A 14,758-nucleotide genomic window follows, 5' to 3' on the forward strand; every position below is an offset into this window, starting at 1 on the left:
TTATGACTTTTGGGACAGCCCCATTGCAAGATTATAATGCTTACCAAGGAGTGTCAGAAGCTTTAAGTATAACTGTTCCTTTTGGCACACCTGATCCACCGTAAATAGTCACTGTGTAAGTACCTGAAGGAACAAGTGGATTACTATCATTATTTATGAAATTTACTCCTACTCCATCTGCTGCAATAGTTTTATTAAAGATGATTGTACCCTTAGTATTATGCTTTACTTCAACTCTAAAAGATTTTGCCCCTGTATTTTTCACATACATGTTAATATGTGGATATCCACTCTGTACTGTCCATGAAGTAGATGGGTCTGCAGTAGTATTATTTGATAAATTCCAATCTAGTGTATTGTTTTGGATTGCAAAAATTCCAATTGCTTCATTTCCTTCTTTGGATGCTGTATTTTCATTTGCCGAAACAGCACCAGCAACCCCAGTAATAAGAGAAATAGATAATGCACTAGTACCAATAATCTTCATAAATTTGTTTTTCATTCTCATAACTTCCTCTCAATATAATTATATTTTTTTGAATACGCTAATATCATAACATGGCAGGTTATATTCTACCAAATAACCAATCATACGACATTTAATGACATTATTTCCTTATGTACTAAGATCTAATTCCACTTCCACTTTTTTTGAAAATCCCTCTTAAAAAAAGAGACTCTTACATTTTTCGACGAGATCCTTGTCAACAAGTTCACGCTCATTGAATCACTTTTTTGAAGTTCTTTGCTCTGAAGGTCTGGAATGAGCTTAGGTAATCTACCACCAAAAAACGCAGTATTGTCGGTTTCAACTCTGCGTTTTTTTGTAAGCGGTCATCTTTTTTTCAACTTTTCGAGCTAGTTTTAATGCACCTTGATCAATATATTTCATATAATAATGCGACAAAATAAATAAAGGCACCATGGAAACCAGAAACGTAATTGCATAGGCAAGATTATAATTAAAAAAATGAATTACTTTACTAAATAGGAACGCGGAGAACGTATTTAGGAAAGTGAAATGAATGAGGTAAAGGGAAAATGAAATCTGTCCTAAATAAACAAAAGGTCTCCATCCAAACACATGCTGCAGCACTTTTGAACGAACCAGAGCAAACAAAATCATAGCAGAACCCAGGGTTCGTGCAAGAAGTCGTGGGTCGATGTCAAATTGAATCCATTCATTGATATTTTTTGTCCACACTTCTATAGGTTCATACATAGTCCCTATTAATGAAGTATAAGGCGCCGAACCTAAGTAAATCCCCACTAAAAGCACAAGTACTTTCATTATTTTACTTTGGACCCATTTGTGCTTGAGCAAATCAGCAAGCAGCATTCCCCACAAAAAAGCGACAAAATAGGTTTGAATAAAAGCAATGGATAAGACCACATACACAATCCATCTTTTTTTTACTCGTCCAAATAAAGCAAGAAAACCGAATATCAAAAAAGAACCTAATAGCTCATAACACATTGTCCAAAGGACTGGATTGTAAGGATGTGCTTCAAAACGGAAAAACGGATCAAAAATAGCAGCCTTGATAACGGTATATATATTTGTATCTAAAGCGTAATAGTTCTTTTTCATATCCGTCCATGTTGTTCCCCATATATCTTGGAGATAAAAGGCATTCGTAATAATTGCTAGATACACAAGCAATACGGATACCGCTGCCGGCACGGCAAGCCGAATGTACCTTCGTAGGGCGCTGGAATGCAACAATTTTAGAAAGGTCTCACTATCGAGCTCTTTTTCAAACATTTTGACACTGAGCACATAACCACTTAGCACAAAAAACAAACAAACGGCAAATTGTCCATTATAAAATAAATTAATCGGAGAATGTCCATACCAGATATCCCATTCAAAATGAGCTTGTTGCGGTTTTCCAGTTAACGCAGCTGGATAAAACACTTGTATGTAGTGCGAAATAACCACGGCAAATGCCGCGAGTCCCCTAAGGCCATCCAAATAGAATAGCTGTTTTTCAGATGTCTCTTTATTCATTTTTCCCCTCTTCTTCCATTAGTGAGGCTATTATAACATGCGATGCTGCGCGATTAAATGCACATCGTTAACCATTTTGTATTTGAGAATAACGAGATTTTGAAATAGATGTCAGTAAAAAACAAAGTATTATACTGGATATCTAGGAGAAGGGTCCGTACTGCAAACTGGAATTATTTTAAAAAATAAAGTTGTAGACTCCCTCCAGAGGCGCGCCCATTGCGGAAGAGGCGTCTGATCGACGCCTTAAACCCATTCACAAAGCATATTTGTACGATCTACTCTATTCCTTTTGTCCACCCTGAAAAGTGGTTTCATCCTGTTTCACCCGAAATCCGATTTTCTTGGCCTGCTCCAGCAGCTCAGCGGCATTATCCTGCGGCCTATATCCGATTAGTTCTTCCAAGTAGCCAATGTCATAATAATTATCCGTATTGGCTGACGTACCGTACAAATTAAGATAACTCATCTCCGAAGGGGCCTCAATACAGCAGACGGTCAGACGGATCATATCGCGCTCGGAGATCCAAATATGAGCGGCACGCTCCGAATGGGGTCGATCATCCCCAGGAAAATTTCCGATACGGATATTAATGGAAGATATTTTGCCCTGATCGGCATACAGCCGTCCCAACAGTTCAATGTAGCACTTACTCAATCCATAAAAACTGTCTGGTCGGTAGGGATCTTCTACATCTATGCTTTCGCCTACTTTATAAAACCCTGTGGCATGATTGGAACTGGCAAAAACAATGCGTTTTACCCCATTTTTCACCGCAGCTTCATACAGCTTGTAGGCTCCACTAACATTGCCAGACAGCACTTTGCCGAGGAAATCCCCTTCATCCTTGATCCATGCAAAATGCAGTACCGTATCCACTCCGCGCGTAAGCTCATCCAGTCGTGCAGCATCATATATATCCATTTCCACAATCCCTGCCTCTTCATCCCTCTTCACATCCGTGGCGGCTATTTCATATTTACCTTCCGCTTTTAGCCCTTCATATAATACTTTCCCAATTGTACCTGCCGCACCTGTAATCAACAATTTTCGTGCCATCGTCCGCATCTCCCTTCTTTGCTTGGTTGTATGCTGTCATCCATATCATAATCTTAACCAACTCCTCAGGGAGAAAACCCCTTAAACTCTAGAATTCAGCAGGTCATAGCCCAATAGCTGTATCTCTTGTCGGCATATAAAAAGGGACCCCTGCTACTGTGCAAGAGTCCCTTGTTGCTACTATGTTTCAATTTCTTTGTTTCAACTACTACGCTTAAGCTTGTCGTACTACTCTTACTCTGCGATTCACCAAATAAATGCTAAGCCCGATTAAGATCAACCCGATCAGCAGGAAAGCCGTAATCGCTTCGCCCAGCACCAACGAGCTGACAAACACCGAGATCACAGGCACCAAAAACGTATAAGACGCAACCTTGCTCGCATCCCCTGAATTAACAAGTGTGAAATACAGCAACCAGGAAAGTGAAATTCCCAGCACCGTGCCGAATATCAGCCCTGACACATACGGGACATTCCATACGATATCCGACCAGCTTTCCGTCACCGTTCCAGCTCCCGTCAGCACGATGCCTCCCAGTGTACATTGAAATGCAACCAGCCACAGCGAATCCACACGCTGGTTTACCTTTTTCACATATACCGTTCCCAATGCCCAGCTCACGGCTGTAATAATGGCGAGGATTACACCTGCCACAGCCACATGTCCTGAAAATCCGCCGACACTGACAGCCGCAACGCCCAAAAATCCGATGACCAATCCAAGAACTTTAAGTCTGGACATCGCTTCCCCTAGCCACATCCATGCAAAAATGCCGACCAGTACAGGCTGGAGATATACCAGCACAGAAAACAAGCCAGAGGGGACGTACATCAGTCCCACCGTTTGCAGACCATAAAACAATACCACGTTAAAAATACCTGAAATAGCATACACCCGCCAATTTTCTTTCCAACGAATGCGATTCCATCTCGGTACTAAAATCACTCCCAATAGCAGACCGCCCAGCAGTGTACGTAGTCCTGCAAACAATAGTGGAGGTGTGAATTCCAATGCAACTTTATAAATGGGCCAAGAAATGCCCCACAACACAACCAGTAGCGCGATCATCATCATCCGCTTGGCTGTCGTTAACTCTCCCATGACGCTATCGCTCCTCTATGAAAAAAATCACTAGACTTTATATACTACGCCTACAGAACAACTTTATCAAACAAAAAATATGTATTGGAAAGCTCCAACTTTCATGCCCGTTTTTTCATCGAGGTATGTCTTCGGACAGAGGAATCCAGTCAGTTGCCTATGTTACAATATACCAAAAAGACAGATAAAGCTTATAAGGACAGGAGGTTGTCTGCACTTGATTTATATCATCAAATTTTTGTACAGCTTTGTGCTCCCTCCCGGTTTGTTCATCCTCGTGATGGCAGGGCTCGTGATTTGGCTATGGAAAAGGGCACGTATACCTGCGGTCGTACTGCTTCTTGTCACATTGCTGCTGTATGTTTCCTCGACCAATTTGGCTGGAGATTTGTTAATCAGTAGCCTGGAAAAACAGTACCCACAGCCCCGTACCATTCAAGGTGATGTCATTGTCGTACTTGGGGGCGGAGCCACAGAAGGAACCCCTGACATCAATGGACAAGGCAATCTGCTAGGATCTGCGGCCAATCGACTGCTCACTGCGGCCAGATTGCATGAAGCAACAGGCATACCCATTCTTTTCTCCGGCGGGCAAGTGTTTGGAGACAGTGGTAATGAGGCGAATATTGCACAAAGACAGTTACTGGGACTCGGTATTCCGGCAAAGGACATTCTGATCGAAAACCGTTCTTTGAACACACAGCAAAATGCCGTATATACATCGCAAATTTTAAAAAAACATCAACTCACTAGACCTGTTCTGGTGACCTCCGCTTTCCATATGCCACGTGCTGCAATGGAATTTCAGCGTGCAGACATGCAGGTCGTAGCTTATCCTACCGACTATCTGGCAAGTGAAAAGCTGTCACTGTATGCTGGCAAACTCTCGCCGTCTGCTGGGGCCATGTCTACAACCGGAACAGCCCTCAAGGAATACCTAGGAATTCTTGCATTAAAGCTTAAATAATGTGATGTCTATATCATATAGCGGCATACAGCACAAACAAGCGTCTTACGCTCCGCAGGTATAAGCCTGTAAGCTAGCAAGGCGCTTGATTTACCATTACATATTCTAATCCAAGAAAATATCCGAAATTTGTTCTTCCGATATGACCTTAAAGCCTTCCTTTTTTAACAAAGCCGAGGTTACCCCATTACCAGCTATTTTACGATTTTCGAATGACCCATTATATATTGCTGCTGATCCGCAGGACGGGCTGTTTTCTTTTAAAACAACATGCGTTGCGTTAACCTCTCTGGCTATATTCAAGGCTTCGTACGCACCCCTAATGTACATATCGCTGACATCGTTGCCTGAAAACTCAACCACCTTAGCTGTGCCGTTCAGCACATCCTCGCCTGTCCCTCCAACAATCTCAGCAGGCTCTCTCGGAGTCACAAAGCCCCCCAAAAGCTCAGGACAGATTGTCACAGCTTTCTTTTCCTCTACCAACTTCTGAATATGTACATCCAGGCTATCCGTCCCATTATATCGTACCTTCATGCCTGCCAAACACGAACTTACCAGAATCATTAGTTCCACCTCATATCCATTGTATTCCTATTAAGTAGTTAAAGTATAAACAAATTTCCTCGTAGAGTCATCGTACGAAAATTTTGACTCGCCTCTACGTCCGCGTTCCGTAAGAGTGATACGTTTTTGCGTGTTTCTTCAGAGATCGCAAATGCATCAGGATTTCATTTTCTATACAACGGGCTGCAAATGTTGCCAGCTTGGTGCCTTTCCCAGTCTGAAAGCTTTCAATGAACTTCATCAGGCCGATGGTACCGAAGGATATGAGATCCTCCAAATATTCATTGTTTTATTAATTTAAGAAAGGCGGAGCGTGTACTCATCCAAAATAACCTAACAAACAAGCTGGAGGCGCATGTTGAGCAGCCTCCGGCTTATTTTTATATGTTGAGGTTCATCCTGCTCGTAAGTAAGATAAAATCACTCTTGCTATATGTCATAATTTAAGATATATTATTAATTAAATAATCGATCATTTAATTAATTTAAAGAGAGGGGAATACATTTGGCAAGACCCATCAATGAAGAAAAAAGACTGGAGCGGCGTAAACGTATCCTAGAAGAAGCTGTTGTCCTGTTCGCAGAAAGTGGATATTCTAACACCACAACGGCGATCATAGCGCAGAGTGTGGGAGTGACTCCTGGAACCATTTTTCAATATTTCCCCAGCAAAGAAGCTTTATACTACGCCGCTGTCCTTGAGCCGCTGGCTGATATTCAGGCGAAATCGCTTGCTTGTCTACAACAAGAGGGGACGCCGGGCGTATTGATTAAGAGCATGGTGACAGAACAATTCAACCATATCTACTCCTATATAAATGAATTGCGGCTTGTTCAATCTGTCTTAGGACAACGAGTAAAATTCCCCGAACTTACACAGAAGGTCCTTGAAAGTATAAAGGTAATGACAGATGCGATCGAATGCGTCTATGCCAAGGGACAGTTAATGGGAGAATTCAACAAAAGCTTTTCTCCAGCAATGATCTCTCGTGCCTATATCTCTTTCTTAAATGGAGTGGGCTTAACTCTTGGAGAAAGTATTATTCATCATCCCGAGTGGGAAAATCTGAAGGGGCATGCCTTTTATTTGTTCGCACCCATACAACCTAAAGAAAAACTGGAGGAGTCTGAATGAGTCAAGCATCATTACAACCCGATCTGACATTTAACGTTCGTGTGAAAAAACGAAAGAAAATTTTATGGAGCCTAGGGATCGTGCTTTTGCTTGTGACGGCTCTTGTATTTTTTATATCTTATAAAGTAGTAGACACCTTGTTGCACCATCCTAGAGACACTAATGTCAGCTACGGATTGAATATCGATAAAACTCCCTATGAAGAGGTCGAGTTCAAGAGTGAAAAAAATGATAATACGATTAGAGGTTCCTTCTTTCCTGCAAGTGGTCTTTCTGGTAAATCAAGTAGTAAAACGATTATTGTCGTCCATGGATATACGAGCAATCGTTTAGTCAAAGGGCGGACCCAAAAGTTAGTAGAGCACTTCGTTCCGAAAGGCTACAATGTATTGGCATTTGACCTCAGTTCACAAGGTAAGTCCGATGGTGATTTGATTACGCTGGGCCTCAATGAAAAATATGATTTGCTAGGAGCTGTAAGCTATTTAAAATCGAGAGACCATACGGGTGATAACATTGGAGTTATCGGTTTTTCAATGGGTGCTGCTACTTCTTTGCTAGCCGCAAGTGAAAGTGATGACATCAAAGCCGTAATTGCGGATAGTCCTTTTCGTAATGCTGGTCTATTTCTGAGAGAGGGTTTACCCTTCTTTTCAGGTTTACCTGCGTTTCCATTCAGTTATACATCGACATGGATGGCAAATTGGGCCTTTAAGGTTGATCTTGATTCCATATCTCCTATGGATGCGGTAAAAAAGATGCAAGACAAGCCAGTTATGCTCATTCATGGTACTGGAGATCAGCAAATTAGTTATAAAAATACAGAAATTATTTACGAGTCCTTAAAAGATAACCCAAAAGCAGAAGTATGGTACCCGCAAAATACGGAGCACATCGATGCCATCAACCATTACCCCACTGAATATTTCAAAAGAGTAGATCACTTTTTGGATGAATATGTAGGGAAATAAATTCAATCCAAGAGAGCCAACTAGCTGAACGAGTAACCACACTTATAGGAAAATTCCCTAGCGCTTTTCAGCGTAAAGAAGCAAGTAATTGAATTATGAAAAAGACCTAAAAAGGCCCTGTAAAGGGCCTCAAGTGGGTTCATATATCTCCTTATCCATTACCCCTTCTGCTTGTAAAATTCATGGTACAGCTTCATTAATGCACGCTTTTCAATGCGGGACACATACGAACGCGAAATCCCCAGCTCTCTGGCGATTTCCCGCTGTGTACGTTCTTCACCTCCGGCTTCCAGGCCGAATCGACCAATAACTACTTCTTTTTCACGCTCATCTAAAATATCCAGGTTGCGATAGATTTTACTCTTCTCGATTTTGAGCTGTACTTTATCTACAATATCGTCCGCCTCGGTGCCGAGGATATCAATCAAAGTAATCTCGTTGCCTTCCTTATCAGTCCCAATAGGATCGTGAAGTGATACGTCTTTGCGTGTTTTTTTCAGGGATCGTAAATGCATCAGGATTTCATTTTCTATACAACGGGCTGCAAATGTTGCCAGCTTGGTGCCTTTCCCGGTCTGAAAGCTTTCGATGGCCTTGATCAGTCCGATGGTGCCGATGGATATAAGGTCCTCCAAATCTTCACCGGTGTTATCAAATTTTTTCACAATATGGGCCACCAGCCGTAGGTTATGCTCAATGAGTGTGTTACGGGAGTGTGCATTGCCTTCGGCAAACAGCTTTAGGTGTCGAGCTTCCTCTTTCTCAGTCAATGGCTGCGGAAAGGCGTTGTTTTTCACGTAGGAAACGAGTAGCGTCAATTCCTTGATGAACAGAGCGATAGCGCTAAATAGTCCGGGCACGGATGACACCTCCTGAGGTAGTTGCGAACTTACCGGCCTTTGTTACTTACCGGGCTTGCGGTCTGTTTATTGTATGTAGGCAGGTGCCCATCCGTGCCTGTACTCCGAAAACTGCTCCATAACAATTTGCCGGATATCTTGCTGGAGCAACCTCCAATACTCAATTCGAAACGTAGAAATCTCTTCGACACAAATCAACGCGCTCCATGTAGCCAGAGGGAAACACGGGATAGCTTTACATTATTCATCACTTGGTTTCCCATTTTCTTTCAGCAGAGTATTAACTTCTTTCTAAATATGACAATGGGAGTGGAGAATAGACCATTGTATCTCCATCTTCATCACGTTTTAAAACAATAGCAAACTCAGCACCATTACTTTCATCACCTCTTGGCAACGGGAATATCATAGCCGGACAACGCAACTCATAATTATGAGGAAATTCTTTTCGAAAGTTCTCTAAAGCATAATTCAAAATCGCATCTATTTTGTCGGTAAGCACATTAAATCCGCCTATTACAAAATCATTGTATTCTTGGGAAGCGGTGTACTTCTCAAATAATTTTCTTTTATATTCCTCAACAGTACTAAAACAAACTTCCCAATCCAAAGGGAATATGCCATTTCCCAAATAATAAGTGTATATTTTCATATTCGATCCATTTCCTTTCTCGCACCTCATTTAGTTATTTATATTCTAAACATGCAACTCCCCGCCCGCAAATGAGTTTGCTATTATGATGCCAGACCGCTTAAACACTAGTATGCATTTCATGATCAAGGAATATATTCATAGAGAGTTTCATATAAATGATATATATCAACCTTTTCAACACATTCAAAAATTAAACTTAAGGGGGAATTTCAACATGGCAAAATTCAGTCAAAATCCAGACAACTATACTTTTTCCATGGATCCTGTTGTTATAGCAGAGGAAAATGTATCAACCAACGGAGATTCCAAAAATACTTTTCCGAAAAATGTTTTAATTGATAATAATCTCTATTGGGAAAGCAGCTTAAACGGTAAAGGTGGAGAAATCATCTTTAAATTAGATACAGGTAAGACGATCAATGATATTCTTTTAGCTCAGCCATCCTCTCGAGCTTTTATACTTTCAATTTCTTTTCACGGCTCTAGAGACGGAGAAAATTGGTTTAGGTTAGGTGAAGTCGAAACTTTGCCAACCACTGCAAAAACAACCTATCAATTTAGTAATGAGATTCCTTTTTCATATTATAAAATAACTGTACTTTCATCGGGAATGAGTAGTACAACCTCCTATTATGGTTTACGATATGTTCAGCTAAGAACCGCACTCATTAATGGCGTTCCTGCCTACAGAGCATCCAATCTAAACCCCGCTATTGCGGAATAAGTTAGTATACACAAAAAAGGGGCTGGCCAACGCCGCCCCTTGATTCATTCTATTTCATTTGAAGCATGTTATAAATCATCTCTGCTGCTTCTGCACGTGTGACCTCCTGCTTGGCACGGAAGCTACCATCTGGATATCCTTGTACTAAATTAATTTCGGTTAGACCAAGTACATCCTTTCTGGCCCACTCTACAATTTGAGAGGAATCCGAGTATGCACTGCTTTCTTGCTGTGGTATAGCTTTGATAATGTTATTCACCATTTTAGCCGCCTGCTCACGGTTAATGACACGATCTGGGCCAAACTCTCTATTACTAAACCCGCGAGCGACCTGATCTTTAATCGCCGTTTTGAGCAGATCCACATACCACGCCGATGGATTGATATCCTCGAAGCCTAAAGTCACATCCGTTTCGAGCGGTAATTTCAAGGAACGGACCAGCATAGAAGTGAACTCCATACGCGTTACAGGTCTGTTCGGCTCAAATAGCGTGTGGGTTGTTCCCTTTACTACACCCAAATTGGCAAGCACATTTATTTTTTCTTTATTAAATATCCGATCAATGTCACTAAAATGATTTGGCTTCTTCTCAACGGTTGAATCTTGAATGTGCTCTGTTACTATCGGTTCCTTTATAACAGGCTGAATCGGTTTTACACTCTCCGCTCCTCCTGCTCCGCCAACTACGTCCACAGTATTACCCGTTGTTTTTCCATTCGCTTGTTTTGCCTCTGTGCGTTTTCCTTGACTATTTTCTGCCCAAAGTTGAACGGTATACAACTGCTTCTCTTTAAGTTGTCTCCAGATATAGCTTCGATCCTTACCACGATATAGCTCTGTTCCTCCTTCACTGGCGAGGACGAAAATATCATTCTCATGGTCTGATTCCCAATAGATAATAAACTCACTATTCGTTGTATCCGTCTTCGAAAACGCAAACGCTGGGGACGGTAGCGTCTCGACCTGACCTTCTGTTGGCTTACCCTCACCACTTGTGTTCAATGGCTTGACGGTAATACGATACAATGTAGAACTATCCAGTCCATCTACTTTAAATTCATGGGTGGCCGTATGACCGATAAGCATCTCGTTTTGGTAGACATTGTAGGCATCTGCACCCGGAGCTTCTTTCCACGTAACAACCAAATCGGTATCTGTTACTTTTTTCACAGTCAATCTACTGTCTGATATCTGACCTGGCAAAGCGCGATACGTAAACGGAGCTAAATTACCTGCCCCCGTTGTATTCACGGCCTGTATACCAAACGAGTAAATCATACCAGGCTGGATACCTGAAAGCTTAATATGGGCATCTCTGGTGTTAAAAACTTCCCCCGTATCTTTACGGGTTACAGTATATTGATAAGCGCTCTTGATTTCATCCCAGCTCAGTGAAATCTGGCCAGCCTCATGTTCTGTAACATTCACATTTTGTACTTCAGGAGGAAGTGTCAGCAGCTCACCCAACGCTGGCTGGCTAAAACCACTACTGTTCCCACTGCTCACTTGAAAATCATAGTTACTCCCACCTGTTAAACCAGCTATAACCACACGTGGTTCCGTACTATAATAATCTTGACCGTTGATCGTCACCTTATATTGAGTTGCCCCATCAACCGAGGCCCATATCAATATGGCATCGTGCTCGCGAACATCTACAGTTGCAAGTTGTACAGCCGAAATTGGTAGTGTTAATGCGTTGATAGAAGTATCTTTACCCGTACCACTTCGATTGTAGGCTCGTATTTTAATATTGGCAGACCTGCCCGCTGGCAAGCCCTCAAAAGTATAAGAATGAATACCACGCGCAACCCGGACCTTCGGTTCATCGTTAACATTCAAGATGTATCCTTCAGCCCCCTGCACATCCTGCCACTCAACACTGACAGCATACACATCCTTCGTCACACCCGATAATGTAGTTACTCGATCAGGTAAAGTGATGACTCCCAGATGAGCATAGTCTCCGAATCCTGTTGCATTTTCAGCGGAAACGTTATAATCATACTCTGTTCCCACCTGAAGATCAGTATCGGTGAATTCTGTATACACATCGTTATAAACCGATACTTCATTACGTTCTAGGGCATAGTAGGTGGCAGTGATTACAGAATTCCACTTCAAGTCGATTCCATTTTCTCTTACAGTTACATTCCGGAATCCGTTCGGGCTGTCTGGTAGGCTTAGAAAAGATACATGCTTTGCTGTACCCTCTCCAGTGTCATTAATAGCTGATACAGAAATATCGTAATATTTACCAGGCTTCATTCCCGTAATTGGATTATACACATCCTGTGTAACCGTATCCTTAAATATGATTTCTCCCGTACTTACGTCTGCTGCTGTAATATTATATCTGTTAGCTGATGAAACTGGCGTAAAGTCAGCCATGATTTCTGTAGAATGACGAGAGACAGGTCGTAACTGGATATGATCAGGAGCATCAGGTAACGTTAATACATGGACTCGATTGGAATACGCATTGCCTCCTACATGATTACTAGAACGCACTTCATATTCGTATTGTCGTCCTCCTTGTAGCCCTCTATCTGTAAAAGAATTTGTCGGATGCGTAACATCCCAAACCTCATTAGTTGTTATATTTCGGACTGTATAGACGTAACCATCGTCAAGGCCCGACGGGAGTGTCCACTGCAAATCAGCTTCTGTATTTCGTACGGATGTCGCAGAGAGCACAACCGACTGGGGCTGGTTTTGAATGCGAAGTGCACCGCTAACCGTTTCATAAATGTTACCCACCCTATCTTTGACCTTGGCATGAACATACCATTCACCTTCATTTGAAAGATCCATCTGGATTGTTGTGTCAGCTGCAGCATCCCAGTTTTCGGGTGAATCAGGGCTGTTCGTGATTTTATACTGCATTGTGGATGACTCAATCCCCGAATGCTGATCGGCATATCGTATCCTTACAGGAATATGAGTATCTTTCCATTCACGCGAATCCGGCGTCAGTTGGATCGTCGGTGGTTCCAAATCAATATAAGACACCGCGGACACCGGATCGCTTCGATTTCCAGCTGCATCTACAGCTTGTGCAGTCAATTGTATGACCCCCGAACCCTTTAATATTCCCGATGAACCAGACACATAAGCGCCAGAACCTAATTGATATTCATAATGTACTGCTGTAGTATCCGTCGCACCCGATAGAGCAAACTGAACTGGCTTATTGGTATATCGAGTAGGTATCGTCACCTCGGAAAACGTAACTTTTGGAGCCGTTGGCTTGGTTCGATCAATCATAACCGATTGAGTTACGATTGAACTAGACACATCAAGATTATTGATCGTCCGTGCTGATAATTCGTAAATTCCTTCTGCGTTTAATGTAAAAGTACCCTTGTAGGTCAACCACTCGCCAGATGGATTCAAGCGATACCGTGTCATCTTAATTCCATTTGTAGGGTCACTTCCTGAACCAATGGTAATATTCACATCACGGTTCGTTGGGCCTGTTTCACTAGCCCGGATGACAGGAGCAGTCGGTCCCTTTTTATCAATAGTGACTTCCTTGCTTACTTCTCGGCTCACATTACCGACGCTGTCAATGGAGCGTGCATGTACCGTGCTTTTACCATCTTTATTCACATGAAACGCTTCACTATAATCCTGCCAATCCTGATTCACAACGCCTGTCATACGAAATTGAGTATGGGCTAGTCCAGAATAATCGTCTACACCTGGTTGTAATGAAATCGTATAGTCATTACTATTCCCTGTTGCTTCTATGCTAGGGGGAGTTGGTGGCATCTTGTCTATTCGGACATTCCCGGAAGAAAGGCCACTATACTGGTCATTCACATCCACTGTCCGGGCATAGATTGTATTTACACCATGGTCATAGACAGTGAAAGGCCCGGTGTATTGCTGAAATGCTCCTCCGTTCAGACTATATTCATAGTATTTTAATCCTTCAGGAGCCACATCTCCATCGATCCACACGGTTACAGGGTCTTTGGTCCACCCTGTAACAGCTTGTCCCTCTGCGTCTGCGTGAATCTGGGGTGGTTTAGGCATGAGGTCCGATTTGGGAATAACACGGACCCCAAACTTGGATATTTCATTACTTGTCTGTTGGTTAGTTCCCATCGCTCTGAAATAGCGAACATCCCTTAATGTAATTGAGTCGGTGATATCTATCCATTTTCCCTGGTAATAGCTATCAGCATAGAATTTCCTTACATTAATCCATGTATATAGATTCGTTCCGTTAGGCCTCCAACTGTCGCCTGCGGCGGCATTAGACGTATATATATCGGTATGATAAGACCCTTCAATATAAACAAAAATCTTGTAATCCGAAGCCTTAATAGATCTTCCAATATCAATAAAACGATTTGTCGGCTGTGTAGTCCCATCACATTTATACCTCGCCGAACCCGTGCCAGTGTATACTTCTGTTGCTCCTATCCCATTTCCTGACCAAGAACCCCAACTATCGCCTCCACCCGGCAAATTGTTTTGGCAAAAAGGGCCCCCAATGATCTCCTGAGCAGCAGCGGATACCCTTTCCGGAAATATGGGAATCATCGTTAATAGTAGGACTACAGCCAAAAATCCATACACCCACTTCCTATACTTCCTTACCTTTCGCTTATTTTTTCGATACATACACTTCTCCTTACTTTATTTTATTTTCAAAGAGTTTTACAAACTCGCTTCGAGTAAAATAGAAAAAGCA

Annotated in this window: 12 protein-coding genes and 1 pseudogene; 4 read left to right on the forward strand and 9 right to left on the reverse strand. The window is 42.2% G+C overall.

What is annotated here, in order from left to right:
* Positions 1–40: 40 nt before the first annotated feature.
* The 4 genes from MKX46_RS06830 to MKX46_RS06845 form a co-directional block, all read right to left on the reverse strand.
* Positions 41–502: a hypothetical protein gene (locus MKX46_RS06830; RefSeq protein ID WP_341071025.1), complete on the reverse strand. Its 462-nt coding sequence runs from the start codon at positions 500–502 to the stop codon at positions 41–43.
* Between the two features lie 306 nt (positions 503–808).
* Positions 809–2,011, reverse strand: coding sequence for an acyltransferase family protein (locus tag MKX46_RS06835; protein ID WP_341071026.1), 1,203 nt, complete (start codon positions 2,009–2,011; stop codon positions 809–811).
* Positions 2,012–2,294: 283 nt separating this feature from the next.
* Positions 2,295–3,071, reverse strand: coding sequence for an NAD-dependent epimerase/dehydratase family protein (locus MKX46_RS06840; RefSeq protein WP_341071027.1), 777 nt, complete (start codon positions 3,069–3,071; stop codon positions 2,295–2,297).
* Positions 3,072–3,285: 214 nt separating this feature from the next.
* Positions 3,286–4,173, reverse strand: coding sequence for a DMT family transporter (locus tag MKX46_RS06845; RefSeq protein WP_209949467.1), 888 nt, complete (start codon positions 4,171–4,173; stop codon positions 3,286–3,288).
* 217 nt (positions 4,174–4,390) lie between these two features.
* Between MKX46_RS06845 and MKX46_RS06850 the strand changes: the two genes are divergently transcribed.
* Complete coding sequence (locus MKX46_RS06850; RefSeq protein ID WP_069010437.1) at positions 4,391–5,140, forward strand: YdcF family protein; 750 nt, start codon at positions 4,391–4,393, stop codon at positions 5,138–5,140.
* Between the two features lie 105 nt (positions 5,141–5,245).
* On the opposite strand, the gene MKX46_RS06855 is transcribed toward MKX46_RS06850, so the two are convergent.
* Positions 5,246–5,707 carry a DUF523 domain-containing protein gene (locus tag MKX46_RS06855; RefSeq protein ID WP_049816884.1) on the reverse strand — a complete coding sequence of 154 codons (462 nt, stop codon included), beginning with the start codon at positions 5,705–5,707 and terminating at the stop codon, positions 5,246–5,248.
* A 124-nt stretch (positions 5,708–5,831) separates the two neighbouring features.
* A pseudogene (locus tag MKX46_RS06860) lies at positions 5,832–5,990 on the reverse strand (sigma factor); the annotation flags it as partial.
* A 222-nt stretch (positions 5,991–6,212) separates the two neighbouring features.
* Between MKX46_RS06860 and MKX46_RS06865 the strand changes: the two are divergent.
* Both MKX46_RS06865 and MKX46_RS06870 read left to right on the forward strand, forming a co-directional pair.
* Positions 6,213–6,842: a TetR/AcrR family transcriptional regulator gene (locus tag MKX46_RS06865; RefSeq protein ID WP_029515397.1), complete on the forward strand. Its 630-nt coding sequence runs from the start codon at positions 6,213–6,215 to the stop codon at positions 6,840–6,842.
* Positions 6,839–7,813: an alpha/beta hydrolase gene (locus tag MKX46_RS06870; protein WP_029515398.1), complete on the forward strand. Its 975-nt coding sequence runs from the start codon at positions 6,839–6,841 to the stop codon at positions 7,811–7,813. Before MKX46_RS06865 ends, MKX46_RS06870 begins: the two co-directional genes overlap by 4 nt.
* A gap of 158 nt (positions 7,814–7,971) precedes the next feature.
* Here MKX46_RS06870 and sigK read toward each other — a convergent pair whose 3' ends face one another.
* Both sigK and MKX46_RS06880 read right to left on the reverse strand, forming a co-directional pair.
* Positions 7,972–8,673, reverse strand: coding sequence for an RNA polymerase sporulation sigma factor SigK (gene sigK, locus MKX46_RS06875; RefSeq protein WP_013311218.1), 702 nt, complete (start codon positions 8,671–8,673; stop codon positions 7,972–7,974).
* A 280-nt stretch (positions 8,674–8,953) separates the two neighbouring features.
* Positions 8,954–9,325 carry a hypothetical protein gene (locus MKX46_RS06880; RefSeq protein ID WP_029515399.1) on the reverse strand — a complete coding sequence of 124 codons (372 nt, stop codon included), beginning with the start codon at positions 9,323–9,325 and terminating at the stop codon, positions 8,954–8,956.
* A gap of 217 nt (positions 9,326–9,542) precedes the next feature.
* Here MKX46_RS06880 and MKX46_RS06885 point away from each other — a divergent pair, with 217 nt between their 5' ends.
* The gene (locus tag MKX46_RS06885; protein ID WP_341071028.1) at positions 9,543–10,052 is read left to right on the forward strand and encodes a discoidin domain-containing protein; all 510 of its coding nucleotides are present in this window, start codon (positions 9,543–9,545) and stop codon (positions 10,050–10,052) included.
* A 49-nt stretch (positions 10,053–10,101) separates the two neighbouring features.
* Here the strand turns inward: MKX46_RS06885 and MKX46_RS06890 are convergent, their stop codons facing one another.
* The gene (locus tag MKX46_RS06890) at positions 10,102–14,688 is read right to left on the reverse strand and encodes a fibronectin type III domain-containing protein (RefSeq protein WP_069010433.1); all 4,587 of its coding nucleotides are present in this window, start codon (positions 14,686–14,688) and stop codon (positions 10,102–10,104) included.
* Between the last annotated feature and the right edge of the window lie 70 nt (positions 14,689–14,758).

Origin of the sequence: Paenibacillus sp. FSL P4-0113 (genome assembly GCF_038009305.1) — a bacterium.
GTDB lineage: Bacteria > Bacillota > Bacilli > Paenibacillales > Paenibacillaceae > Paenibacillus > Paenibacillus polymyxa_D.

Bases quoted from the DNA above. Each gene is read 5' to 3' on its own strand.
- MKX46_RS06840 (WP_341071027.1), bottom strand. From the start codon at position 3,071: ATGGCACGAAAATTGTTGATTACAGGTGCGGCAGGTACAATTGGGAAA.
- MKX46_RS06835 (WP_341071026.1), bottom strand. From the start codon at position 2,011: ATGAATAAAGAGACATCTGAAAAACAGCTATTCTATTTGGATGGCCTT.
- MKX46_RS06890 (WP_069010433.1), bottom strand. From the start codon at position 14,688: ATGTATCGAAAAAATAAGCGAAAGGTAAGGAAGTATAGGAAGTGGGTG.
- MKX46_RS06870 (WP_029515398.1), top strand. From the start codon at position 6,839: ATGAGTCAAGCATCATTACAACCCGATCTGACATTTAACGTTCGTGTG.
- MKX46_RS06855 (WP_049816884.1), bottom strand. From the start codon at position 5,707: ATGATTCTGGTAAGTTCGTGTTTGGCAGGCATGAAGGTACGATATAAT.
- MKX46_RS06880 (WP_029515399.1), bottom strand. From the start codon at position 9,325: ATGAAAATATACACTTATTATTTGGGAAATGGCATATTCCCTTTGGAT.
- MKX46_RS06845 (WP_209949467.1), bottom strand. From the start codon at position 4,173: ATGGGAGAGTTAACGACAGCCAAGCGGATGATGATGATCGCGCTACTG.
- MKX46_RS06830 (WP_341071025.1), bottom strand. From the start codon at position 502: ATGAAAAACAAATTTATGAAGATTATTGGTACTAGTGCATTATCTATT.
- MKX46_RS06885 (WP_341071028.1), top strand. From the start codon at position 9,543: ATGGCAAAATTCAGTCAAAATCCAGACAACTATACTTTTTCCATGGAT.